This window comes from Exiguobacterium marinum DSM 16307, assembly GCF_000620845.1.
Classification (GTDB): Bacteria; Bacillota; Bacilli; order Exiguobacteriales; family Exiguobacteriaceae; genus Exiguobacterium; species Exiguobacterium marinum.
In genome coordinates this window covers 238,922-264,527 of sequence record NZ_KK211189.1, presented here as the reverse complement: position 1 = coordinate 264,527, position 25,606 = coordinate 238,922, and the positions used below count along the sequence as shown (strand labels likewise).

The 25,606-nt window shown below is 45.1% G+C and carries 23 protein-coding genes; 14 read left to right on the top strand and 9 right to left on the bottom strand.

From position 1 onward, the window contains the following. Positions 1-31: 31 nt before the first annotated feature. Together P400_RS0101715 and P400_RS0101710 are read left to right on the top strand one after the other, a co-directional pair. Positions 32-1,669: an ABC transporter permease gene (locus P400_RS0101715; protein ID WP_026824596.1), complete on the top strand. Its 1,638-nt coding sequence runs from the start codon at positions 32-34 to the stop codon at positions 1,667-1,669. After that, complete coding sequence (locus P400_RS0101710) at positions 1,669-2,376, top strand: ABC transporter ATP-binding protein (protein ID WP_026824595.1); 708 nt, start codon at positions 1,669-1,671, stop codon at positions 2,374-2,376. The genes P400_RS0101715 and P400_RS0101710 overlap by 1 nt, the downstream gene beginning before the upstream one ends. Positions 2,377-2,423: 47 nt before the next feature. Here the strand turns inward: P400_RS0101710 and P400_RS0101705 are convergent, their stop codons facing one another. From P400_RS0101705 to P400_RS14765, 3 genes are all read right to left on the bottom strand, one after another. Then, a complete protein-coding gene (locus P400_RS0101705) occupies positions 2,424-3,323 on the bottom strand; it encodes a class F sortase (RefSeq protein WP_026824594.1) in 900 nt (299 codons plus the stop codon). A 19-nt stretch (positions 3,324-3,342) separates the two neighbouring features. Beyond that, positions 3,343-4,683, bottom strand: coding sequence for a globin family protein (locus tag P400_RS0101700; protein WP_026824593.1), 1,341 nt, complete (start codon positions 4,681-4,683; stop codon positions 3,343-3,345). 74 nt (positions 4,684-4,757) lie between these two features. After that, positions 4,758-5,549: an AraC family transcriptional regulator gene (locus P400_RS14765; RefSeq protein ID WP_034770708.1), complete on the bottom strand. Its 792-nt coding sequence runs from the start codon at positions 5,547-5,549 to the stop codon at positions 4,758-4,760. 124 nt (positions 5,550-5,673) lie between these two features. Here P400_RS14765 and P400_RS0101690 point away from each other — a divergent pair, with 124 nt between their 5' ends. Together P400_RS0101690 and P400_RS0101685 are read left to right on the top strand one after the other, a co-directional pair. Continuing rightward, a complete protein-coding gene (locus P400_RS0101690; protein WP_026824592.1) occupies positions 5,674-7,323 on the top strand; it encodes a glycoside hydrolase family 13 protein in 1,650 nt (549 codons plus the stop codon). A 103-nt stretch (positions 7,324-7,426) separates the two neighbouring features. Then, the gene (locus P400_RS0101685; protein ID WP_026824591.1) at positions 7,427-7,933 is read left to right on the top strand and encodes a flavodoxin domain-containing protein; all 507 of its coding nucleotides are present in this window, start codon (positions 7,427-7,429) and stop codon (positions 7,931-7,933) included. On the opposite strand, the gene P400_RS0101680 is transcribed toward P400_RS0101685, so the two are convergent. Next, complete coding sequence (locus P400_RS0101680) at positions 7,897-9,495, bottom strand: glycoside hydrolase family 55 protein (protein ID WP_026824590.1); 1,599 nt, start codon at positions 9,493-9,495, stop codon at positions 7,897-7,899. The genes P400_RS0101685 and P400_RS0101680 overlap by 37 nt on opposite strands. Before the next feature lie 261 nt (positions 9,496-9,756). Here P400_RS0101680 and P400_RS0101675 point away from each other — a divergent pair, with 261 nt between their 5' ends. The 4 genes from P400_RS0101675 (at position 9,757) to P400_RS0101660 (ending at position 11,549) form a co-directional block, all read left to right on the top strand. After that, the gene (locus P400_RS0101675) at positions 9,757-9,957 is read left to right on the top strand and encodes a cold-shock protein (RefSeq protein WP_015880427.1); all 201 of its coding nucleotides are present in this window, start codon (positions 9,757-9,759) and stop codon (positions 9,955-9,957) included. Between the two features lie 117 nt (positions 9,958-10,074). Continuing rightward, complete coding sequence (locus P400_RS0101670; protein WP_026824589.1) at positions 10,075-10,488, top strand: pyridoxamine 5'-phosphate oxidase family protein; 414 nt, start codon at positions 10,075-10,077, stop codon at positions 10,486-10,488. 176 nt (positions 10,489-10,664) lie between these two features. Further along, a complete protein-coding gene (locus P400_RS0101665; RefSeq protein ID WP_026824588.1) occupies positions 10,665-11,171 on the top strand; it encodes a DoxX family membrane protein in 507 nt (168 codons plus the stop codon). Positions 11,172-11,252: 81 nt separating this feature from the next. Beyond that, positions 11,253-11,549, top strand: a complete 297-nt coding sequence (locus P400_RS0101660) for a DUF3817 domain-containing protein (RefSeq protein WP_026824587.1) — start codon at positions 11,253-11,255, stop codon at positions 11,547-11,549. A 20-nt stretch (positions 11,550-11,569) separates the two neighbouring features. On the opposite strand, the gene P400_RS0101655 is transcribed toward P400_RS0101660, so the two are convergent. Further along, the gene (locus P400_RS0101655; RefSeq protein ID WP_026824586.1) at positions 11,570-12,823 is read right to left on the bottom strand and encodes an MFS transporter; all 1,254 of its coding nucleotides are present in this window, start codon (positions 12,821-12,823) and stop codon (positions 11,570-11,572) included. Between the two features lie 109 nt (positions 12,824-12,932). Here P400_RS0101655 and P400_RS0101650 point away from each other — a divergent pair, with 109 nt between their 5' ends. Further along, complete coding sequence (locus P400_RS0101650) at positions 12,933-14,153, top strand: helix-turn-helix domain-containing protein (protein ID WP_026824585.1); 1,221 nt, start codon at positions 12,933-12,935, stop codon at positions 14,151-14,153. A 4-nt stretch (positions 14,154-14,157) separates the two neighbouring features. Here the strand turns inward: P400_RS0101650 and P400_RS0101645 are convergent, their stop codons facing one another. Both P400_RS0101645 and P400_RS0101640 read right to left on the bottom strand, forming a co-directional pair. Further along, entirely contained in the window at positions 14,158-15,165 is a 1,008-nt protein-coding gene (locus P400_RS0101645) for a S66 family peptidase (RefSeq protein ID WP_026824584.1), read from the bottom strand. 63 nt (positions 15,166-15,228) lie between these two features. After that, positions 15,229-15,555 (bottom strand): winged helix-turn-helix transcriptional regulator, encoded by a 327-nt coding sequence (locus P400_RS0101640; protein ID WP_026824583.1) that lies wholly within the window; start codon positions 15,553-15,555, stop codon positions 15,229-15,231. A gap of 106 nt (positions 15,556-15,661) precedes the next feature. Between P400_RS0101640 and P400_RS0101635 the strand changes: the two genes are divergently transcribed. Further along, complete coding sequence (locus P400_RS0101635; protein WP_026824582.1) at positions 15,662-16,465, top strand: VOC family protein; 804 nt, start codon at positions 15,662-15,664, stop codon at positions 16,463-16,465. Positions 16,466-16,476: 11 nt separating this feature from the next. Here the strand turns inward: P400_RS0101635 and P400_RS0101630 are convergent, their stop codons facing one another. Continuing rightward, positions 16,477-17,469, bottom strand: a complete 993-nt coding sequence (locus tag P400_RS0101630; protein ID WP_026824581.1) for a 5'-3' exonuclease — start codon at positions 17,467-17,469, stop codon at positions 16,477-16,479. A 200-nt stretch (positions 17,470-17,669) separates the two neighbouring features. Further along, entirely contained in the window at positions 17,670-18,992 is a 1,323-nt protein-coding gene (locus tag P400_RS0101625; protein WP_034771283.1) for a hemolysin family protein, read from the bottom strand. A 189-nt stretch (positions 18,993-19,181) separates the two neighbouring features. Here P400_RS0101625 and P400_RS0101620 point away from each other — a divergent pair, with 189 nt between their 5' ends. From P400_RS0101620 to mngB, 4 genes are all read left to right on the top strand, one after another. After that, positions 19,182-19,979 carry a glucose 1-dehydrogenase gene (locus tag P400_RS0101620; RefSeq protein ID WP_026824579.1) on the top strand — a complete coding sequence of 266 codons (798 nt, stop codon included), beginning with the start codon at positions 19,182-19,184 and terminating at the stop codon, positions 19,977-19,979. A gap of 180 nt (positions 19,980-20,159) precedes the next feature. Next, positions 20,160-20,885 (top strand): MurR/RpiR family transcriptional regulator, encoded by a 726-nt coding sequence (locus P400_RS0101615; protein ID WP_026824578.1) that lies wholly within the window; start codon positions 20,160-20,162, stop codon positions 20,883-20,885. 135 nt (positions 20,886-21,020) lie between these two features. Next, positions 21,021-22,949, top strand: a complete 1,929-nt coding sequence (gene mngA / locus P400_RS0101610) for a PTS 2-O-a-mannosyl-D-glycerate transporter subunit IIABC (RefSeq protein ID WP_026824577.1) — start codon at positions 21,021-21,023, stop codon at positions 22,947-22,949. 13 nt (positions 22,950-22,962) lie between these two features. Then, positions 22,963-25,575: a mannosylglycerate hydrolase gene (gene mngB, locus P400_RS0101605; protein WP_026824576.1), complete on the top strand. Its 2,613-nt coding sequence runs from the start codon at positions 22,963-22,965 to the stop codon at positions 25,573-25,575. The last annotated feature ends 31 nt before the right edge of the window (positions 25,576-25,606 follow it).

Here is a 25,606-nt window from a genome sequence, read left to right as displayed (position 1 = left end):
TTGATAGTTTACAGAACGGGAGCGGTACGACATGAACTGGCACGCAGTAAAACGACAACTGAATGGATGGGCGATTCTCAGCTTTCTTGCGATTTTATTGATCGTCCTACCGGGAATTGTCGTGCTCGTCGAATTGTTTGCGCCGGTCAATGACAATTGGCAGCACATCCAAGAGTACTTGCTTCCCCGTTACGTACGAAACACGCTATTCATCATGTTAGCCACAGGTGTACTGACGACCGTGATCGGGACGAGCCTCGCTTGGTTCGTGACCGTCTATGATTTCCCGTTCCGTCGTTTCTTTAAATGGGCACTCATCTTGCCGCTCGCGATTCCGCCTTATATCGGGGCGTACACGTATCATGGCATTTTAAATTACACCGGAGTGATTCAAACGACGTTACGAAATGAATTTGGTATCACCGTCGATCAATCGTACTTCAATATCATGTCGATTCAAGGGACGGTGTTCATCTTCACATTGTTTCTCTACCCATACATCTATACGATCACGCGGGCGTTCCTCCATAACCAGTCGTCCTCGATGATTGAGAACGCGCGGATTCTCGGTCGCGGGTCGTGGGATATTTTCTTCACCGTCGTCATACCGATTTCTCGCGTCGCCATCATCGGTGGTGTCAGTCTCGTTTTGATGGAAGTGCTGAACGACTATGGGGTCGTGAAATATTTTGGGATTCAGACGTTCAGTACGGCCATTTTTAGCACATGGTTCGGGATGAAAGACACGTCGTCCGCATTGAAGCTAGCAGGTACCCTTATGATTCTCGTCATCGCCATCTTGACGATGGAGCGACTCGTACGAGGACGGAAACAATTCAGTTACGCTTCGACAAAAGTGAAACCGCTCAAACCGAGACCGCTTCAAGGCTGGCATCGCTATGCGGTATTCGCTTATGTCTCGATCGTCTTTGCGATTGCATTCGTCATCCCGTTCACGCAGCTGACGGCATGGACGTTCCTGACGTTCGATACGGTCTTTACGGAAGAATTTTGGCAACTCGTTTGGAATACGGTACGGGTCGCCTTTACCGCGACCGTGATTATCCTGTTGTTCGCACTCATCATTGCGAACTATACGCGACTATTCCCGTCGAACATGACACGCGTCATTTCAAAGGTGACGACGCTCGGGTATTCGATTCCGGGAGCAGCGATCGCCATCGCGGTCATCACGCTCTTCTTATGGCTCGATGACAAAGTGCTTAATCTGGCACGTGCGCTCGACTTGAGTCAGACGTTCGTATTCCGAACGACGCTCATCATGCTCATCTTTGCTTACGTCATCCGCTTCCTCGCGATCGGTTACAACTCGATTGAGAGCGGATTCGAGAAGGTCGGGAAGTCGTTCACGGAAGCGTCCCGCATGTTGGGATGGAATACCGTCCAAACGTTCTTCCGCGTCGATATTCCGATGATCAAAGGTGCCATCATGAGCGCGTTCATCCTCGTCTTTATTGATATTATGAAAGAGTTGCCGCTGACGCTCTTTTTACAACCATTTAACTTTTCGACGCTTGCGACACAGGCGTTCAAATACGTGAGTGATGAGAAGATTCACGAAGCGGCACTCGCTTCCATCGTCATCGTCCTCATGAGTGGACTGTTGATATTCGTTTCCCACAAGGTGCTTGATAAGGAGGCCGACTAATGTTCGTTCAAATCAACGATTTACATTTTAGCTATAAAGGTGCAAATGAAGAAACCATCAAAGGGTTTTCGATTTCAATCACAAAAGGTGAAATCGTCTCGCTTCTTGGGGACAGCGGTTCTGGGAAAAGTACGATTCTCCGTTTGATCGCGGGACTCGAGATGCCGAACCAGGGCGTCGTCGTCGTGAACGACTGTGTCTGTTGCGACGATTGTCAGTTCATGCCGCCAGAAGATCGTGGCGTCGGGATGGTCTTCCAAGACTACGCACTCTTCCCGCACATGACCGTTGAAAAGAACATTCGGTTCGGTCTTCATAAACTGAACCGCAAGGAACGGAATGCGCGTGTTGAAGAGATGCTCGAACTCGTCAACTTGACGGAATTTCGCCACCGCTACCCTTATGAGCTCAGTGGGGGGCAACAGCAGCGTGTCGCGCTCGCACGTGCGCTCGCACCGAAGCCAGCGCTCTTGATTCTAGACGAACCGTTCAGTAACTTGGATACGTCACTTCAGCACCGGATTCGCGACGATTTGCGTCGCCTGTTGAAGCAGACGGGCACGACGACGATTTTCGTGACACATGATGAGGAAGATGCCGAAGCGCTTGCTGACCGCATCGTCTACCTCGGAGAAGGCAAAATTAAAAAGCAGGTCATGACGGAGAACAACAAGACGTTCAACCCGCAAATTCCTTGCTTCGTATAATTGAGAAGACCCCTTATTCACATTGAAGTGAGTAAGGGGTCTTCTTGTCATTTTGTCATCTGAGACGGTTTTGACTCATTTCCAAGCTTGTCAATCGCAGTCACGTAGTAGGATGCGTTGTTCTCACTTGTGACCTCGATACTTTTTCGTGCATGGGATGGGATACTTTCGATATGAGTCGCTTTTCCGTCGATGACTTCATAGATCCGATATCCAATCACGCTCTCTTGACGAACGGCGTGCCATGTCAATAAGTTACCTTTCAGCTCGATTGCCGTCGGTGTCTCGAGATCGACAGTTTCGTTCAGTTCGGTATCCACCAGCTCTGTATAGACGACGAATCGTTCATCATAGCCTCCGTCCCCGAACGTCCCCGAACAGGTGATCAAATTTAAGTTCCGATTTGATGTGGCACCGAAAATCTCTTCAATTGGCGCGGTTTTCGTATCATAGCGTTCTGTTTTCGTGACGCGGAATCGTAAGATGTTTCCCGCCTCATCTTGAATCAGAACGTCATCGCCTTCTTTGAGTTGATCGAGTTGATAAAAGATAGCCGGGCCGGTCTTGCTATCCACATGACCAGCAATCACGGCATTTCCTTTGCTACCTGGTGTGACACCGGGTTCGAACCACCCGACCTGGTTCTCATCTTCTGGTACGCCCATCTGTCCATTGTTCAGGACACCGACTTGTTCAATTGCCGTATCGACATCGATTTTAGGGATCTGGATTTGAACAGGGGTGACGGCCTTGGCGTTTTCTTCTTCCTCGGCTAAACGTAGCTTTTTCACCTCTTCCTGTAGAAGTGAGAATTCAGCCGTTAAATCCGGGCTCTCCTCTATTTGTTTTTCTTCTACAGGTGGTGACGACGATTCTTGGGCGCTCGTCCACGTCCAGAAGCTAAAACAAAAGAGAGAGAGCGCCAGAAACAAAAGGCGCTTGTTCATGGGACTCCCTCCTTATTGATTATTGTTCAGACACTTTACGTTTGCGAAGCGTTACGAAGGCGAGTAAGATTCCGCCAAGTACAGCTAATCCAGCGTAGAGGCTGTTCATTGATTGTTCTTGTGCACCACCGAGACCAGTTTCAGGCATCTCTTCAGGCATCATTGTTTCTTCGAACTTGTCAGGCATTTGTGTCACGATCGCGTTACCGAGTGTTTCACCAACACCGAACATGAACGCATATCCTTCACGGAATGACATCCAAGCAGCTTCTGCATCGCCAGCGACATATTGATCGAACGTGTCGAGTACGAGCGCTTCGTGCTGTTTGATCGCTTCTTCACCGGCAGCTTGTGGTAAGTTACCTTCTGTTGCAGCATCGAGGAATGTGCTGAAGTCGACAGCGAATTGGTCGAGTTTCATACGTGCATCTTCAATCTTCGCTTCGTCACCTTCAAGTGTAGCAGCGACGATGTCACCTTGTGCTGTGATGTGATCTGAGTTCCATACTTTTTCGAACTGTGCAGCACCTTCGTCACCATATACAGAAGCGATGGCTGCTTTGAAGTCGAGTGTGTTTTGGTCTTCTGCCCATGTTACGTAGTCATAGTCCTCTGCTTGATCGTAGCCTTTTTGCATACCGATTGCTGCGAGGGCGAAGTGCTCACCTGCGAGACTGTTCAATGTTGAGCGGAGTTCAACAGCTGGTGTGTCGGCTCCAGTCGTGAATTTGTCAGGCATTTGTGTGACGATTGCGCCTGAGAGGGCTTTACTGATGTTGAACATGTGCTTGTAGCCTTCACGGAACGTCATGTAAGCTTCTTCGTAATCTCCTTCGACGTAGTTATCGAATACAGAGAGGACTTGGTCTTCGTGAAGTTCAAGCGCATCAGCTGCTGCGTCCTTCGGTAAGTTCCCTTCCGTCGCTGCGTCGAGGAATGTTGAGAATTCTTCTACGAACTCATCAACTTCAGCTTCAGCTTCCATGCGTAACTCTTTGTTTTCTGATTTTGCAGCTTCGACGAAGTCGGCTGAGTAGTCGTTGTGACCACGGAAGATTTCTTCAAACTTCATGCCACCTTCTTCTCCATAGATAGAAGAAATGGCTGGTGTCATATCGAGTGCGTTTTGATCGAGTGCTTGATCTGCGACCGCAGCATCTGCTGCCTCGTCATAACCTTTCATCATCGATGTGACGGCTAATACATAGTGCTCAGATAAGAGTTGGTCGAGTGTCGCGCGAAGGTCACCTGCTGGTGTGCTCGCTGTTGGCATGTGGTCTGCTGCTTGTGCGTTCACTGGTACGAGTAGTCCTAAGGCAAGCGCCGGGGCTACGATTTTGTTTAACGTCTTCTTCTTCATGTGTAATCGCTCCTTTTCGTAAGTGAGTGTTGTCGTTATTTACACCCATCTAACGGAGCGGTTCAAAAAATGGATCACTCTTTTTTTATTTTTTTTTCGTTTTTTTGTTGAAGTGTCCGATAAACCCCTGGTGCGACGCCAAATTTTCGTTTGAAAATTCTGTGGAAATATGGATAACTTCGAAATCCAGATAGTTCCGCAATCGTTTCTAACGAATGCTTTGTATAGCGCATTTGCTCTTCGGCGAGCTGCAACCGAATCGATTGTGCATATTCGATGATGGTCATCCCGGTCCCTTCTTTAAAGAGGTGAACGGTCCGTGAAACACTGAGGTCGACCGCTGTGGCGACGTCTGATACTTTGAACTCACTCGTGACGTGCGCTTCGATAAAGCGCATCATACGAGAGACGACTGGAGGTCGCGTATGGGAATGCACATCTTGAATCGAACGATCGAGCATGAGTAGAAGGGCTTGGACGAGCGTTTCAATTAGTACAGCACTTTGTTCAGATGGTGGACGACGCACTTCCTCTGTAATGTGTTGCCATAGCGAAAGTAGGCGGGAATCGATGGTGATCGCATACAGTCGTTTTCGTGGAGTCGCATGCCACCATGTATCCATCGAATGTCCAGTGCAAAAGATATGATAATCTCCGCTCGCGGGTGTATCGACATGCATTTCATAGAAGTCACCCGGACGGACGATTAATACGTCACCAGGTCGTGTGATCATCGTTTCCCCATTGACCACAATCCGAGCCGTCCCCTCTGTCTGTAAGCGAATCAGATACGTATCGAGTAAGTTTGCGAATGGAAAAGTATAAGTCGTTGTATGGTACGAATAGCCACAAAAGCCGATTTCCATAATAGTCTCCTCTTTTTATAGCAAAATTGTGCATATCCTAATCATATCATGGATGGTCATGAATCCTTGAAGGCAGTACGATGAAAGCGTTGAAACGGAAAATGAACTTCAAGGAGGATGTAACATGAAACAATGGTGGAAAGAAGCGGTCGTATATCAAATTTATCCACGTAGCTTCAATGATTCGAACGGGGACGGAATTGGTGATATTCAAGGAATCACGGAGAAGATGTCTTACTTGGCAGAACTCGGGATCGATGTCATCTGGCTCTCGCCGGTATATGATTCACCGAACGATGACAATGGATACGATATTCGTGATTACCGTTCCATCATGGACGAGTTTGGTACGATGGATGACTTTGATGCGATGCTTGAGGAAGCGCACCGGCATGGTATTAAAATCATGATGGACCTCGTCGTCAACCACTCTTCTGACGAACACCAATGGTTCATGGAGTCACGTTCTTCAAAAGATAGTCCGTATCGTGACTATTATATTTGGAAAAAAGGAAAGGACGGTCAACCACCGACGAACTGGGGAGCTTTCTTCGGCGGTAGCGCTTGGCAGTATGATGAGGCGAGCGATGAGTACTACCTTCACCTCTTCAGTAAGAAGCAACCGGATTTGAACTGGGAAAGCGAGACGCTTCGCCGTGAAGTGTATGACCTCATGACGTATTGGCTCGATAAAGGGGTCGATGGGTTCCGAATGGACGTCATCAACATGATCTCAAAAGACCAAAGCTACCCAGACGGTCAAACACAAGGAACGGGATACGGTGACGGTACGCCATTCTTCTTTAACGGACCACGCATCCATGAATTCATGCAGGAGATGAATCAAGAAGTCTTATCGAAATACGATACGATCACGGTCGGGGAGATGCCAGGTGTCAGTGTAGAAGAAGCGAAGCTTTATACAGGGGAAGACCGCAACGAATTGAACATGGTCTTTCACTTTGAGCACGTAGACGTCGGGAACGGGAGCTTCGGGAAGTGGAATCCGACGGACTGGAAGTTGACCGAACTGAAGACGATCTTCTCACGTTGGCAAGAAGGACTTGAAGAAGAAGGGTGGAACAGCTTGTACTGGAGTAACCATGACCAGCCTCGAGCTATCTCACGTTTTGGGAATGATTCACCGGAATACCGTGTCCGTTCTGGGAAGATGCTCGCGACACTCCTTCACCTATTAAAAGGAACACCATATATTTATCAAGGGGAAGAGTTCGGCATGACGAACGTCGCCTTTGATTCGATTGATCAATACCGAGATATTGAAACGTTGAATGCTTATCATGATTACACATCAAAAGGATTGTTGACACACGATGAGATCTTCCGTGGAATTCATGAGCGGGGACGTGACAATTCACGCACACCAGTTCAGTGGTCGGACGAAGCGCACGGCGGCTTCACGACTGGGACGCCATGGATCGGGGTCAACCCGAACTATGTCGACATCAATGCGGAAGCGGCACGGAAAGACCCGAATTCGCTCTTCCATTACTACCGTCAATTGATTGCGCTCCGAAAAGCCAATCCAATCGTTGTCTATGGAAAGTATGAGCTGTTGTTGCCGGAAGATGAAGCGGTCTATGCATTCACACGTTCGTTCGAAGGCGAGACGTGGCTCGTGCTTTGTAACTTCTCGGGCGAAACACAACAACGTGATTTACCATATGACGTAAACGAACGCGTCATCGGCAACATGGAACCGATTGAACCGTTCACGCTTCGTCCGTACGAAGCGCAAGTGTACAAACTGTGACCAAAAGCTCGCCATTCGGCGAGCTTTTTTGAATGGTCACGTATCTTCTTTTCATGATTCGGGAATAGTGTAAGTAACGTCTGAAATGAAAAGAGGGAACGACATGGGTACTTTAATCGCTTACTCTTCCAGGTATGGGACGAGTGAAAAAGTAGCGGCTCTACTCGCTGAACGTCTGTCGGGTGACGTTCATGTCCAAAATATCGTAGAAGAGCCGAATGTGATGTGGGAGACGATCGATCACGTCATCGTCGGCAGTTCGATTCGGATGGGAACCATCCAGGACGAAATGAAGGAATGGTTGGCGCTTCACGAAGCACACTTGCTTGAGCATCCCCTCGCTTTATATTTGTGTGCCGGGACACCGACAGAATCAGAGCGGATTCGTGAGTTAGAAGAGGCGTACCGTGAATCACTCCGCGAGCATGCCTATTTTGTCGAGGTCGTTGGCAGTGGTTATGACTTTGAACGAATGGGTTTTTTAGACAAAGCAATCGTCCGAATGATGGCAAAGCAGAAAGAAAGCTCGCTTGAACTCGATGACGACAAATTGGACCGGCTCGTGGAGGCGGCTCAAACGTCCGAACGTACCCGGTCTGAGAATCCGTAAGCGAGTATGTCCTGCACATCAATCGGACTTTTCGTGGAGATGAGAGCATCTCCACTTTTTTTCTGTCCTTCGATTTGATGAAGTGCAATTTGTTCTATCTGACGTCCGATTTTTAAAGCGATTGGCGCAGATTCATGGCATCGTAAGTTTTCGATAGTCACTTCGTCGGTGCGGTTCTCCCCTCCGAACAGCTCGAGGTCGGCTCGGGCTGTGGTAAACCCGCGAACGGAAATTCGTTTCAACTGTACACGTCTTGACTTATATTGAATCGCAAGTGCTGGATGCTGTTCATAGTCGTAGGTCGGGTCGCCGATGGCAGTCAAACCATGGATGAAGACATCTTGATATGCGGAAACGACCAGACTCCGTGGCGAGGATTTTGCATAAAGCGGGCTTCGGACTGGCTCGATGGATACCAAATTTGTACCGGACAGGAAGCGTGCAGTCGCGGAATCCGGATCGTCTGCCAAATGATGACCGATGTGGCGGAAGTTGAACGAACGATTGTCGTGAACGGAGAGATGTCCGAAGATGTGGACGTCGTGTGCGGCTGACGAGGTTCCATGCGCTTTTACTTCGATACCTCCAAAACAGCCTTCCGTTCTGTTGTGAACAAGCGTGACGTGACGCGAACCGTCATCAATTTCAATGCCGTTTGAGTTTGAGAATCCTAAAGCGTGCGTTCGGCCATGGGGGTGATGACAATAACAGTTAGTGATGTAGATGGCATCACTATGATGTGTTGTGATCCCATCGTCCCCATAATTCGTTGCTTCGAGTTGATTGAGATGGATATACCGACTTCCGTTTGCCGCACGAAGTCCGTCACCTAGGTAGTGATAGTGCGGGGACGTGATGTCAAACGCATGGAGCCCGGCATTTTTAGCCGTCACATGATGCACCCATCCATACGTCACGTGCGCGAATGTCAAAGCGCTCGATGTCGTGTCAAAGCTTGTCGTTCGTTTCACGTCACCTAAACGATCAACGTTCCAATCAAGTGTAAGATGGGATACCTCGATATGATGATTGCCGGCGAATGGGGTCGTATTTCGTAAAAGACGGCGATGCTTCGGAGCCCGATCGGATAATTTGAGAATTGTGACGTCTTGTCCGGCACCTTCAAGTGCACAACTAGAAGGGAGGCGAATTCCTCGAACGATATATACACCTGGTGGCACATAGACACGGCGATTAGAGCGGAGGGCGAGACGAAAGGCGAGGGTGCAGTCCGTCTTGCCATCTCCAACAGCCCCATAGTTCGTCACATCGACACGTGATTTTGTCATATGCATCAGATTCAAATATTCCGCATCGAGTCGGCGCATCCAAACGGGACGAACCACTCCATCGATCTGTTCAAGCGGAAGAGACGTCCGGACAGGCGAAACTCTCTCCGTTAATGGGATTCGACAAGCGTATGTTTGGCTCATTGCTGGATAAGTTGTTTTACTCGTGGTATGATGCCACTTGAGTGTTTGATGAATTAATTCTTCTTCAGACCAGTCGGAATAAGCAGCAATCATCGATGCGATTGACTGTTGATCATTTGAATTTTTCATAATAGATCCTCCTAGTGTCATCTTCTCTAGGGTGTACCCGTTTCGACTTATTTTTAGCAATCAGAAGTATTTACTAGACAGAAGCATCTAACCATGTTATATTCAATATGTGCTTAATTAAGAATAGCTGGAATCATAATTCACAAGTGCTTGGGATTATTTTTCATTAGATAATTCCAGAGGCTTGTATTTTTTTTGGTCAAGTTTTTTCTAGTAAGGCACTACTATAACGCATAGCGTTTATTTCAGGAGGGTTCATTCATGAACACAGGTAAAGTAAAATGGTTTAACTCAGAAAAAGGTTACGGCTTCATCGAAATGGAAGGCGGAGACGACGTATTCGTACACTTCTCAGCAATCCAAGGCGACGGCTTCAAAACACTTGAAGAAGGCCAAGAAGTAACTTTCGAAATCACAGACGGAGCTCGTGGACCACAAGCTTCTAACGTTGAAAAAATCTAATCTTCCTTTCTAAGGAATATGATACCTGCTCGCATCGGCGAGCAGGTTTTTTTGTGTTTAACCATATGGTTTGAGGGAACAGTATACGAGCGACAAATCGTGAAGGAGGAATTCGGAATGAGTGCAAAAGAAACAGCATTAAAAATATTAGACTCAAGTAATGTAGGTACAATGGCGACTGTATATAAAGTAAAACCGCACAGTCGGTATATGACATTTTTCCATGAAGATTTCACGCTCTATACAGCAACTTCAAATGATACAGATAAGGTAGAGGAATTAGAGAGAAATCCATATACTCATATCTTGATTGGCTACGATGGAGATGGAGTCGGCGACACGTACCTAGAAATCTTAGGAAAAGCAACGGTGTCAGATGATGAATCGATGAAAGAAAAAGTATGGAATGACAAACTTGAAGGATGGTTTGATGGACCGGATGATCCAAAACTCATCATTCTCAAAATCGAACCTGAATCAATGCGTGTGATGAACAAAAAAGGTCAACCATCTCAAGAAGTCACCTTATAATACTCTTAGAGACGCCTAACGAAGGCGTCTTTTTGTATATGTGAATAGACTGTGGCATACATATGTACGAATTATGAACAAGGAAGATTATATATGTGAAAAAGCGAACATAGATGATATATTGTGAATGTAATCACATTATTCATTTATTTAACTTCTTAAAGGGAGGAATTATTATGTTCACGAAATTTTGGCAAAACCACAATGTTGCCACAGCGATTTTAACGGTATTACGTGTATGGCTCGGTTATCATTGGTTGACGGCAGGTTGGGGTAAAATCACAGGTGGTTTTGGAACAGAAGGATTTTTAAACAACGCGGTGTCACTCGCCACTGGAGAACATCCAGCTGTCGCAGGATGGTGGGCCGCATTCTTAGAAAACTTTGCAATCCCGAACGCTGGATTATTCGATGTCCTCATCCCTTACGGTGAATTTTTGGTCGGCCTAGGGTTATTGCTCGGTGCACTCACACGTAGTGCAGCATTCTTCGGACTTGTCATGAACATGGCGTTCTTACTATCAGGAACAGTCAGTACGAACCCAACGATGTTGATCGTATCTGTCTTGATTTTAGTTGCCGGTCATAACGCTGGCAAAATCGGAGTCGACGGCTTGTTTCTTCGTAACTTCGTTGAAACGAAAGTATTGCACCGTTCACCAAATCGTCAAATAGCCTCGTAACTTTTATATGTTCTCCTGTGACAAACCTCTCACGTTTCGGCTACGATAGATGTAGCCTAACAGAGATAAAGGAGAACGCATATGACTATGACTCATTTTAAATGGATTGGCTACACAGAAGGGGTATCCTTCTTGCTGTTACTATTAATCGCGATGCCACTGAAATATATGGCCGGCATTCCACTTGCGGTCAGTATTGTCGGCGCAGCGCACGGTTTCTTGTTTGTTGCTTACGTGCTCGCAGCCGTGTACATGGCGTGGCGCTTCCGTTGGGGCTTCAAAGTTTTGACGCTTGCTGTTATGGCATCCGTCATCCCATTCGGACCATTTTTATTAGAAAAACGGGTACTCCCGTCAACAGAGAAGACATCGAACTGATTCGTTCGATGTCTTTTTCGTTACGACACACGTTCGGCTGACTGAAGTGCAGCTTTTTCTGCCTGGATGTCGTGACGGATGCGATGCATGGAAATCAAAGTGAGACTAAGCAAACAAATCATACAGATGGTGTAGAGGAGAGAGACTGGAATTAAATCGCTTAAAAACCCGAAAAGAATGAACCCAAGTGGTGTGATTCCCATTGCAAGTGATTCGAGAACTCCCATTACACGACCTAGATAGTTGGGATCTGTGTTCGTTTGTAAATACATTTGAATCGGAATGTTGGCTCGAATGACGAAGAGACCACTCAATAAAGCGAAAAACGAAAAGAATAAGATAGCTGGCAATACGTCGAATGTAAAGTAAAGTGGGATGGCTGGACCGATAAAAAGTAAACTTAAAATAATTAAGGCACTTCTCATCGTTGAAAGCCGGTACTTAATTTTGAAGAATGGTAATGCATGTAATAATGAAGCGACTAAAAACCCAATAGCGAACATACTTTCTAAAAATCCGAACTGAAGAGGTGATACCCCGACTTCTTGTAAGGCAGCAATAGGGAATAAGACTTCGGATGCGACAAAAAAGAAATTAAGAAAAGTGGCGAGGAGCGCAATGGTCCATAAAACACGCTGTTTTTTAAGATATTGAAAACCGGATTGCACTTCCTTCCAGGTCGACTGAGACGTTTCCTGAATGTCGCGGGATTGAAATTTAAGATGAGTGGCGACTATTCCTGCGATGAAAAATAATACAGCTGAGCTGAACAAGAATACGGAAATCGGTAGAATTTTAAATAAAGCTCCAGCTAATAAAGGCGTGCCAATACTTGAAAATGAGATGATACTTTGGATTAATGAGTTGGTTCGTTGTAACTCTTCTTCCTTAAACAAAAGCGGGATGGAGCTAGATAAAGTCACGGATAAAAAAGTTGAAAAAACAGAGAGTAATGCGGTGATCAAAAGATAAGCAGGGACATTAAATGTCCAAATTAGGCTTGAAATTCCGGCAAGAAGAAATAGCAATCCATTTAACGTTTCCATATTTACGATGACACGCTTGCGATTTAGTTTGTCTGCATAAGCACCAGCAAAAGGTGAGAGCAGAATGCGAGGAAGGGTTCCTGCTAATAAGACAATCGCAAATTGTAACCCAGAACCGGAAGTGGTGAGAACGGTCAATCCAGCGATAAATGTGAACAAGTTTGAGGCGAACAACGACATGAATTTTCCGATTAACAAGATGTGTAGATTCGAAAATGATTTTTTCATAAGAAGTCTCCTTTACAAAATAGTTAAATGTGATTTAACATAATCATAAAGACAAAAGTGTGAAATGTAAATAAAAAGTTCAATATAATTTAACTTTTGGAGGTGGCATATGATTGGAGAACGCATTAAAGCATTACGAAAACAGAAAAAAATGACTCAAACGCAGTTGGCAGAAGGCATCGTCACGAAGTCGATGCTCAGTATGATTGAAAATGGGAAAGCAGAAGCATCGATGCGTAGTTTGCGAGAACTCGCCAGTCGATTGGATGTCTCGGTACAGTTTTTGCTCAAAGATCCTCGAGAATCTGAACTACAAAAACTTGTAGAGGAAATCGAATACGCAGATATGGGTTTCATGAAGTGGGACAATAAAGATATTATCGAGCGTTTAGAACCATTTCTTGATGATGACATGCAATCGATTTGGCTAGGACGTACGTATGTTTTTTATGGTGATGCGATTTTGACGAATGATAATCGCGATTTAGTGTTGGATTATTATAATCGTGCTATTGCATTATTTGAACGATTAGGAGAAAAAGATGAAATTGCAATGACGCGAATTGGCCAAGCATACTATTTAATGCACTGGGATCGATTTGATGAAGCGAGTGAAAAAATTGAGCTTATTGAACAGCTTGATTCTCAAGCGATGAAAACGAAAACGCGTATCGAATTTTATATGTTGCTCGTTTTTAAAGAATTACTTTACAACGCTCAGTTGTCTCACGCTATTCAATATTTAGAAGAAGCATTAAATTATATGAAACAGACACGAACTTATTATCGAGCAGATGACGTATATCGAGCTCTCGTAATTTGCGCACTATATCGAAAAGAGAAAGAATTGATTCAGACGGCAATCAGGAAAGCTCGACAGTATGTTGATTTTACCGAAGATGATTCTTCAAGAATGAGATTGGCGTTTACAGAAGGCTTAGTGGCGATGAAGCAAAATGATGTGGATTTGATGGGGGTTCAATTAAACATTATCGAAGAAATCTTGCAAAAAGAAGAAAACTATCAGGTGATTAAGGAGGAAAAACGCTTCATTACTCCTCTTGAAATGTTCAAAGGAGTTTATTCTGCGATGAAAGGAGACATAAAACAAGCCGAGGTATTCTTAAATGAATTGTGGGAGAGAAGAAATGAATGGCAACTGAAGCATAGTTTGATTGACCAAGCCATTTATTTAGAGGGATTATTACTTGGTACCCTCTACGGATGTGGGGATCAATGGTTAGAGGAGATAGAGACACTTATAGCTCAATTCCCTGAGGGGTACTATCATCAAAACTTAATGGGATTACTATTTAAAATCAAGGGCTGACGAATCAGCCCTTGAACGTTTGAATCAATGTACCTTTACCATGTTCGACCTGCACAGAAGCGTGCGCCCCGTTAACGAGCGTCATCTGCGGGGGAACGTGTCCACAATCGATATCGTAAAAGATTGGAATACCTAGAGTGTGGTGAAGCTCTTCATACACCATCTCGACCGTATAGTCTTGATGCACAGAAGGTGCCTCACTCCGTCCAAATAGAATACCAGACGTATGCTCGAACCAACCGGCCCACTTCATTTGAAGGAGGGTCCTTTTTAATGCCGGAACGTTCATCTCGGCGTTTTCAAAATACCAAAGAATCGGTTCATCATTCAGGTGCTCGTGTTGGAACGTCTTGACGTTTCCATATGGCGTCCCGATTGTATGTAAGAGCACATCAAGACATCCACCGAGCAATCGACCTGTCGCGTGTTGACCACCGACAGCTTTCCATTCAGTCGTTTCCGTCAAGTGAAACAGATGTGGCGTTGGGTTATCAAACTGCCATTCTTTTTGGAACTTCTCGGACGAACGTTGGATGACCGTCTCGTTGGTCCGCGTCGACAACACATCGAGCCAGCGTGAACTCGTCTCGTCCCACACTTCGGCACGTAAGTCGACTAAGTTTGGACCGTGTGCCGAGGCGATTCCGGTTTTTAGCGTATACACAAAAAGCAATAAACTTGTATCCGAATAGCCGAGCATCCATTTTGCGGGTAATGTTTGCCACTCGATTTGATCGAGAATCTCCATTAAGAGTTCCCCACCCCAAGGCGGGACAATCAAGTCGACTTTGTCATCTTGAAGTAGAGATGTCAGTTCATCTGCGCGCACCCGAGCCGGAGCGGACTTCCCAAATCGTTGTTTCCACGCATTCGGAGTGAATTGCAACGTGAACCCTCGAGTGGAAAACTTCTGTTCCGATTGATGCAATAAATGGTGCAGTTCTTCTGGTATACCTGACGAAGGGGCAGTGACACCGATGTGATGCCCGGTCAACTGTGGATAACGAATCATGACGACCTCCTGTGGATAAGTGATGATGGGGATGGGTTAAAATGGTTATCCACATGTGGACAACTAATTAGAGCGCATTCGTTCGGCATGACGTCTTCCCCATTCATTCATCGCTTCGAGAATCGGGATGAGCGTTTTCCCATACTCACTTAAGCGATAGTCAACACGGGGAGGGACTTCTGGATAGACGGTTCGGATGACAATCTCCTGTTCTTCTAAGTCACGGAGTTGTGCGGTCAATATCTTTTGACTGATTTTTGGTAACGATCGCTTCAACTCACTGAAGCGTAACGTATCCCCGTTGATTAGTACGAGGAGGATGGAATGCTTCCATTTTCCTGTGATCAGTTCGAGTGCCGTATCGACTTCGCAGCTTGTTATGTTGGTCACATCGCTCTTCCTTTCCAATAGTATCGTTGAAGTAACTATACCACCTTTTTGTGCCTACTTCTGTAACGTAAGCTGAGCGGGTATAGTGGGGGTGAGGTGATTTTATATGAAAATCGAGAAAATTGAACTAGGACCGGTGACGCTTCGGGTCCGTGATATCGAACAGGTGAAACAATTTTATGTAGACGTAATCGGGATGAACGTCATAGAAGAAACCGAAGAACTTGTCACGCTCGGAACGAAAGAACGTTCACTCGTTATCTTGCACAGTGTGCCACAAGCGAAGACGAATCCACGAGCGGCAGGGTTATTTCATTTAGCAATTCTATTGCCGGATCGCGTGGAGTTAGGAAGCATCTTGGCACATCTTATTGAGCGGCGTATCGAAGTCGGGCAAGGTGACCACTTGGTGAGTGAAGCGTTCTACTTGAGTGACCCAGAAGGGAATGGAATCGAGCTGTACGCCGATCGTCCGAAAGACCAATGGACGTATGAAGCAAACGGTCATGTGAAAATGGCGACAGAGCCTGTCGAATATGAGTCGATGCTTCAAGCTGCGGCGAATCGACCGTTCACAGGTTTACCAATCAGGACAACGATGGGACATGTGCACCTTAAAGTGCGCTCAATCGAGGCGGCGAAACGCTTTTACCATGATCGTCTCGGTTTTTCCATCACGACGGATTCTTATCCGGGAGCACTGTTCCTTTCGGCAGACGGATATCACCATCACATTGGTACGAACGTATGGGCACGTCCGAGTGATGCTCTAGGAGTTGAGGCAGGACTCGAGACATGGACGCTTCTCGTCAATGAGCAGACGAATCAAGCATTAGGTGGTACGTCATCTGAATGGTCGTTGACCGATGAAGACGGGATTACCGTGCATATAAAAAGAACGGACGCTTGACGTCCGTTCTTTTAATGTGCGGATACTTTCTTCTGACTTGCATTGAATGAGATGCGAAGTCCGCGTTTTTGATACGCTTGCTCGACTCTCTTCGGGTTGATGCTGAGCTCGAGATGAGCTAGCTTCAAATGTTCAAGTGCTGGCACCGTGACATCAAGACGAACGAGCTCCATATTACGCTCTGCTTTTTTGCGTGTTCGTCTCAAGTTACGGGGCACCTCCTCTGACGTCAGTGCCGCGATCGTTTCATTTACTTGTTGTCGTTTGTCACCTTTGATGCTCAAGGCAGAATACAGCTTATCGAGTGAACCGAATCGTTTGATCAGTTGAACCGATTGACTTTCATCGAGTCCAGCCACTGGAGGAATCCCGTCAGAACGGTCTCCTGTCAACGCTTTAACGGCTGACAATTGCTTCGGTTTCAACCCTTCGTATAACGCTGCAATCTCTTCTGGTCGAATTTCTAAATGACGTTTGAGAGGTAACGGACGGTTATCACGAATGTCACAGCGAGCCTGCATTTGCTGAAGCTCCTGTGTTTGTAACCAAACGGTGATTCGTGGACTGACAAGCTGTAACAAGTCTTTATCTTTTGTCATGATGACCACAGGGGCACTACAACTGAATTTACGCGCGATATGGGCAATCAAATCTTCCCCTTCATACCCTTCTACTTGGAATTGTGGAATCCCACTATCCTCAAGCAATTGGCGCATGAGTTCCATCTGCGCTTTCAATTCAGGCGGTGTTTGGCGTCTGCGGCGTTTATAGCCCGGGTACAGTTCTCGACGCCATAATGTTTCACGTGAGACGTCCCAGACGACGACAAAATGAGTCGGACGATGTCTACGTAGAATCGTCCGAATGAGGCCGGTCATTCCGATGACGGCACTCCGATCGTTTTTGGATACCTCGCGTCCTTTTTTCGTTCGGCTCGCGGCGGCACCATAATAAGCACTGGCCAGCATGGAGTTACCGTCAATCAAAAATAGTTTGCGTTCCATGCGTAACCTTCTTTCTATTTCTTTCTGTTTAAACCGAACATCTCGCCATGTTTCGGTGATGTTGTGTCATTGAGTGGGTGACACTCAAATAAGCAACATATGTGCAGTATATCACGGTAAGAGGCGAAAATATAGCGACAGTTCGATTCGAATGTTAAAAACCCTTCTCTACATTTAGGAGAAGGGCGTGAAAAAAAGCATCATTCTGATATAGGTTCTTCCTCTTCATATGAGGCTAAAATCAAATCAACGAAGACGATGCGGTGATTATCGACTTCACTCACAATCAGTTCGTGATTACCAGGCAAAGTGAAGCGTTCGCCCGTTCGTGCGTTCGCTTTTTGTGATAAAACGAATCCGCCGACCGTATCGACATCATCCTCGATTTCGATGCCAAACCGCTCTTCGAGTTCTTGTGTTAATACGAGTCCCGAGAGACGGTAATGTTTCGGAGCGACTTCTGTAATTTCAGCTTGTTCATCTCGGTCGAACTCGTCTCGGATTTCACCAACGATTTCTTCTAAAATATCTTCAATCGTCAAAAGGCCGGCAGTTCCCCCGTATTCATCGATGACGAGGCACATCATCGTCTGTGCGTTTTGCATTTTCACCATCGCTTCTTGAAGTGGAGTGAACTCAGTAACGAGTGGTAATTGATGAATGAACGATTCGAACGGCGCATCATTTTTCGAAAGTTGAGCAGTGAAAAGTTGTTTTGCGTTCACGAATCCGAGAACATCGTCCCGATCGCCATCCCGTGTGACCGGATAACGCGTGTACTGGTGTTCTTCGACAACCGAAATAATTTCTTCGATTGTATCTTCTTCATCAATCGTCACCATGTTCATTCGTGGAACCATGGCATCTTTGGCAATCCGCTCGTCAAAGGAGAAGATGTTTTGTACGTATGCTAACTCGTTTTCGTTAATCTCACCACTACGGAAACTTTCCGTCATGATGATTTTCAGTTCTTCTTCCGAGTGAGCCGTTTCTTGAGCCGTCGTCTGAACCCCGAACAAGCGGAGAGTCAGTCGAGCCATACTGTTCAAGGCACGAATGAACGGATAGAAGAGTTTCGTGAACACATAGAGCGGACGCGCGACAAGGAGCGTCAACTTTTCAGATTCATGAACCGCAAGCGTCTTTGGAACTAATTCCCCGATGACGACGTGCAGGAACGCGATCAGTAAAAATGCAATCAGAAACGACAAGAACGTCACGAGTGATTGTGATAAGTTCAACTGTTCAACCAACGTGTGGATATATTTTTCGATTTGGTCAGCGCCGATCCATCCGAGACCTAGTGCGGAAAGCGTAATCCCGAACTGAGAAGCAGAGAGCGAGTCGTCAATATTTTCGATGACTTTTTTCGCAGTGACGGCTTTCTTGTTTCCTTCGAGCACGAGCTGGTCGAGTCGAGCGCTACGCACTTTTACAATTGAAAATTCGGCTGCCACGAAAAAGGCAGTCAAAAAGATTAAGAGCGTAACGATGAATAAGCTAAGTAACATGGGACTGTCCAACAATTCCCCCAAAAATCGGGGAGTCACCTCCATTAAGAATAAGATCAAACGTCTTTCAGGCGTTTCCTGAAAATGAATAGTTTGTTTCAGTATAGTTGATTTGTATCAAATATTCAAAATGCAGCCAACTATGTTTGAGGAAAAGGGAAATGCGGGAACTAAAACCGAGAAGATGAAGGAGGAATTGATATGGCAAACTATCCAGAGTTGAAAGGAAAAGTCGCAGTCATCACCGGAAGCTCGAAAGGTCTTGGTCGAGCAATCGGGGAACGCTACGCAAAAGAGGGGATGAATGTCGTCCTCAACTATCGAAGCAGTGAAAAGGAAATGGAAGAGGTCATCCGGGGAATCGAAGCGGGTGGCGGGAAAGCGGTCGCCGTGAAAGGAGATGTCTCTGAAGAAGGGCTTGCGGAGAAGATGATTGAGAAAGCCATCTCTGAATTCGGGAAGATGGATCTTTTCGTCAACAATGCCGGTGTACAAGTCGAAGCGAAGACGCATGAAATGGAATTCGATAACTGGAAACAGATTATCGACGTTAACTTGAACGGGACATTCCTTGGCGTTCGTGCCGCTTTGAAATACTTTGTTGAACATGAAATCGAGGGCAATATCATCAATATGTCTTCTGTTCATGAGGTCATTCCACGACCTGGCTATACGCATTATGCAGCAAGTAAGGGCGGCGTGAAAATGTTCACGAAATCAGTCGCTCTCGAATACGCACCGAACCATATTCGCGTCAATGCGATCGCGCCAGGTGCAATCGACACGCCAATCAATGAAGAAACGATGAACAATCCGGAAGAAAAAGAGGGGTTAGAGGCTCTCATCCCATCACATGCGATTGGGAAGCCGGAGCAAATCGCTGCCGTTGCCGCTTGGCTCGCATCAGACGAATCGTCCTATGTGACAGGGACAACAATCTTTGCGGATGGTGGGCTTTCGCTCTATCCATCATTCGGTCCAGAGAACAAAGTACAGTAAGGAAGTAATAAGAGGGGGGAAACCACCTCTTTTTTGTTTGATTGCAAGTTTTTCGTGTGTCGTATAAGCTAATGGAGATTGTTGTAATCGCTTAAATTAAATAGTGATACGTGCATAAAAATTTTTTATATTTAATGGAAATGAGAAATTAGTAGAATTGTTGTATTTCGGGAGGAGATTATGCTTCATTTTAATGATCGAGTTCTAAACTTTGAGCACCTGTTGAATGATACAGACGATCAAATCATAGAATATATTCAGGCCAATTTTGAAGATGTACCCCATATGTCAGTACAATCGTTGGCTACGCAAATGTTTACGGTACCAAATACGATTATTCGTTTATCGCGAAAGCTTGGATACGATGGATTCTCACATATGAAAACGGCCATAAAGGAAGAACTACGCGAACTAGAAGAGTTAGATGCAATGCAAAACCTTAAAAAAACACATGCTTTGCTAGATTCTCAAAAAATACAATCGTTCAATACGATGATTCATCAATCACCACGTGTCATCGTTTATGGAATTGGTGACTCAGCTATTTACTGTGAGTATTTAATGAATGGATTAAGAACAGTAAACAAAAAGTGTGAATTCTATCTTCACCGTCACAACATGTTGACAGAACTTGAGACTTTAACAAGTAAAGACTTGTTAATACTTATTTCCGTATCGGGTGAAACAAGTCAGCTGATTGAGCTGGCAAAACTCGCAAAAGAACATTGTGTACGGACGATTGCCATTACACATCTATGCGACAATACGTTACAGAAAGAGTCATCATATTCATTATATTTCTCATCTCCTCCAATCTACAGTCGCAATCATAATATTACGGATCCGACTCCTATTTTTTATCTATTAAGACACATCCTTGAAGATTATTGGAAATCATATAAATGATGTGTATAAATACACATGAAAACCCTTACATGAATAGAGTTTGTGCAAAAAAGAGAAGAATCGTTCTTCTCTTTTTTTTGTTGATACACTTGGCTCATAGAAAGTAATTCATTTCTCATAAGGAGGACAGAAGTTATGCAACTGAGAGAGAGCACCGACGTTTCATTGTTGAATGTTGAACAATCCTTCTCTTCAAAAGAAGACGTAATTCATTTTTTAATCAAACAACTTAAGCGAAATGGTAATATCACGTCCGAATCAACATTTTATCAAGCAGTGATGGAGCGTGAAGCACTATCGCCGACAGGATTTGAAGGAGGACTTGCGATTCCTCATGGAAAGTCAGATGCAGTTGTAAAAGCTGGTTTTGCTATCGCCACACTTAAGCAACCAATCAATGACTGGGAAAGTGTCGATCCTAACAACAAGGTCAACCTTGTCATTTTGTTGGCTATTCCAACGGCTGAAGCTGGATCTACTCACTTGTCACTATTATCAGAGTTTGTCATTCGTCTGACTGATACAACGTACAAAAATCGTTTATTACAATCAAAATCTCCTGAGGAGATGCTCATTCGATTAGATGAAACGGAAGAGAAAGAGAATTCAATTTCACCAAATGAAAATCAAAAGTTAGTTCTGGGTGTAACAGCCTGTCCTGCCGGAATCGCTCATACGTATATGGCAGCAGAAGCTTTGGTCAAAGCTGGTCAAGAACTTGGCGTGAAAGTCAAAGTCGAGAAGCAGGGTGCGAACGGGATTGAGGATCGCCACTCGACAAAAGATTTAGAAAGTGCTGAAGCTGTTATCTTTGCTGTGGATGTTTCGGTAAAAGAAGAAGAACGTTTCAGTCATTTGCCGAAAGTAAAAACGTCAGTCGCATCACCGCTTCGTAATGCCAAACAGTTAGTACAAAAAGCACTAGATAAAGGCGAAAGTGAAGCGCGTGGTGAGTTCAAAGAAGTTTCCGCTACACATACTGAAGAAGATAGTCAGTCATGGAAGACAGAAGTGAAAAATTCACTGCTTACTGGGATTTCTCATATTATACCGGTCATCGTCGCCGGGGGAATGACGCTTGCGGTCGCGGTCTTTATCGCCCAAATTTTTGATTTACAGGCACTTTACGCTGAAGAAGGCTCGTGGTTGTGGTTGTTAAGACAATTAGGTGGATCGCTCTTAGGTCAGCTTATGATTCCAATCCTTGCAGCATACATGGCGTATTCAATTGCAGATAAACCGGCGCTAGGTCCAGGTTTTGCTGCTGGTGTTGCCGCGAACTTAATTGGTAGCGGTTTCTTGGGTGGGATGCTCGGTGGTTTGTTAGCGGGTTATTTCCTTAAGTATTTGAAAGCGAAAATACAACCAAAAGGTACATTTGCAGGATTCATTAGTTTCTGGGTGTACCCGGTAGTAGGAACATTAGTCGTCGGTTCCATTATGTTGTTCGTCATTGGTCGACCACTTGCGGCGCTGAACACAGGGTTGCTCGAATGGTTAAGTGGCTTAGAAGGAGCAAACGCACTCTTGCTCGGGGCAATTATCGGAGCCATGGTCTCGTTTGACTTAGGTGGTCCGATCAACAAAGCGGCATATACGTTCTGTATCGGTGCGATGGCGAGCGGAAACTTTATTCCTTATGCGGCATTCGCCTCGGTCAAGATGGTTTCTGCTTTCTCGGTCACATTGGCAACGCGTTTAGGTAGAACTTTGTTCACACGTGAAGAACGTGAAATCGGGAAACAGACTTGGTTACTTGGACTTGCCGGTATCACAGAAGGGGCCATTCCATTCATGATCAATGACCCACTCCGAGTGATCCCGTCACTCGTTGCAGGTTCAGCCGTGACGGGCGCAATCGTCGCATATTTTGGAATTGGATTGAATGTTCCAGGAGCAGGGATTTTCTCATTAGCACTACTTCAAGGTCAGCCGTTGTTCTTCGCGGCAACGATTTGGTTGGGAGCGGCATTAGTAGGGGCTGCAATCTCTACATTCCTTCTCTTATACACACGAAGACACAAAGTTCAAAAACAGTTGAAGGCAGAAAAAGAAGCAGCATAAAGGAGAGATAGAAATGAAACAGGTTCATGTGGTTCCACATATGCATTGGGATCGTGAATGGTACTTCTCCACAGAAGAGTCAAGAATTCTGTTGGTGAATAACTTAGAAGAAATTATGCATCGTTTGGAAACAGATGAGCACTATCCGTATTACGTGTTAGATGGACAAACGTCTATTTTAGAAGACTATTTAGCCGTCAAGCCTGAGAATCGTGAGCGGATTAAACGCCTCGTTCAGGCGAACAAGTTGATCATCGGACCTTGGTATACACAGACGGATGAGATGATTGTTGGGGCAGAATCAATTGTTCGAAACTTGCTATACGGTATTAAAGACTCTAAAGAATTCGGACCCCATATGGAAATCGGATATCTGCCTGATTCCTTTGGTCAATCTGCTCAAATGCCAATGATTTTGAATGGTTTCGGGATTAAGCGTTCCATCTTTTGGCGTGGGACGTCGGAACGTCATGGGACAAACAAGACTGAATTCTACTGGGAATCGAAAGATGGATCGAACGTATTGGTTCAATTGATGCCACTCGGTTATGCCATCGGTAAGTATTTGCCTACCGAACCAGAGGCTTTAAAGAAACGCATGGATAAATATTTGCCAGTGCTTGATCGCGGAGCCACAGGAGAGAACCTTCTCCTTCCAAATGGTCATGACCAGATGCCAATTCAGCAAAATATTACGGAAGTGCTCACCGAACTGCATCGTTTGTATCCTGAACGTGAATTTTTCTTGAGTCGCTACGAAAAAGTATTCGAACAACTCGAGCAACAGTTGAATCTTCCGACGATTAGCGGCGAATTTCTCGATGGAAAATACATGCGGGTTCACCGAAGTATCTATTCAACTCGAATGGATATCAAAACGATGAATGCCATCATCGAGAACAAGTTGACGAACATGCTCGAACCATTGATGAGTTTAGCGTATTCCCTTGGCATTGAATATCATCACGGTCTGATTGAATTGATTTGGAAAGAAATCATGAAGAATCATGCCCATGACAGCATCGGTTGCTGTTGTTCAGATAAAGTCCATGCTGAAATCTTTAACCGTTTCTTCATCGCAAACGAGAAAACAGATCAATTGATCACATTCTATAAACGTAGAATTGTGGATTCGATTGACACGAAACGAACAGAAGACAGATTAACGTTCTTTAACTTGAGAAGCATTGCCGAAGAACGTGTGATTCGGACGGAAGTCATCACAAAGTTTGAATCATTCCGTTTAGAAACAGAAGATGGAATGGAAGTACCTTATGAATTGATTCAAAAAGAAATCATTGATCCAGGCTTGATTGATCGCCAAATCGTTCACTACGGCAACTATGATCCGTTTTACAAGTATACAATCGAAGTTCGACGTGAATTGGCAGCACTTAGCTATGAAACCGTATTTGTGGTATCAGAGTCGACGCCAACAGCTGTAGAAGAGACGACAGTATTTGGTCCACAACTGATTGAAACAAAAGTCTATAACATTACGGTCAAAGAAAATGGAACCATCGATTTGCTGGATAAACGATCGGGCGTATTGCACCAAGATTTGTTGTGGCTCGAAGATAGTGGAGATGATGGAGATGAATATGACTATTCTCCGCTCGCAGGAGACAATCCGATCACAACACAATCGAGTCGTCCGATCATTCAAACGACGAGCACATCCAACCGAACAGTTGTCACGATTTCACATGATATGAAGATCCCGAGTGATTTGATGGAACGAAAAGATGGGCGTCTGACGAATCTGTTGAAGGTCTCACTTGAATTGGTCATTGAACAAAATGATTCAACAATTGGACTCAAAGTAGTCGTGGACAATGACGCAAATGATCATCGCCTTCGCCTTTGTTTGCCAACTTCTGTCCAAACGAATATTTCGTTTTCCGACAATCAGTTCGGTGAAATCAAACGACCGTTCATCGATGCTGCAATTCATGTATGGGAAGAAGAAGGATGGAATGAACGACCGGACGGAATTTTCCCGATGTTGTCTTATGTGGGATTACAAGAAGAATCAGGAAATGGAATGGGTGTCATTACGAATAGTTCACGTGAGTTTGAAGTAATAGAAGAAGGCGGATCGACACTGGCCATCACCTTATTCCGAAGTGTAGGCGTGTTAGGTAAAGAAGAGCTTGTTCGACGACCTGGACGACCATCCGGAATCAAATTGTCGACACCTGATTCGCAGATGATTGGCACTTACACGTTTGACTTTGCGTTCACATCATTGGATGGAACTGAACGTCTCTCTGACTTGGCGAAACGTCATCTTACACCGATTGTGACCTATAACAAAATACCACATGACGCGATGAAGCTTAATCCAACTGGACTTCGCTTAAACGCCTCTGCATCACTCTTAGAGATGACTGAAAATGGCTTATTAATGAGTACTTTGAAAAAGGCCGAAAATGAAAAAGCGTTACTGTTACGTGTATATAACCCGACTGAGCATACGATTCCTCTCATGTTTACGAAAGTAGACTTTGATTCATTCACTGAAGTCAATTTGAATGAAGAACCGGTTCGAGACATTACTGAGGTCGTGTCAAACAATCAGTTTCATATCTTACCGAATCAAGTGAAGTCCATCTTGATGAAATAAAACGAATCAGGACATGGATGATCCATGTCCT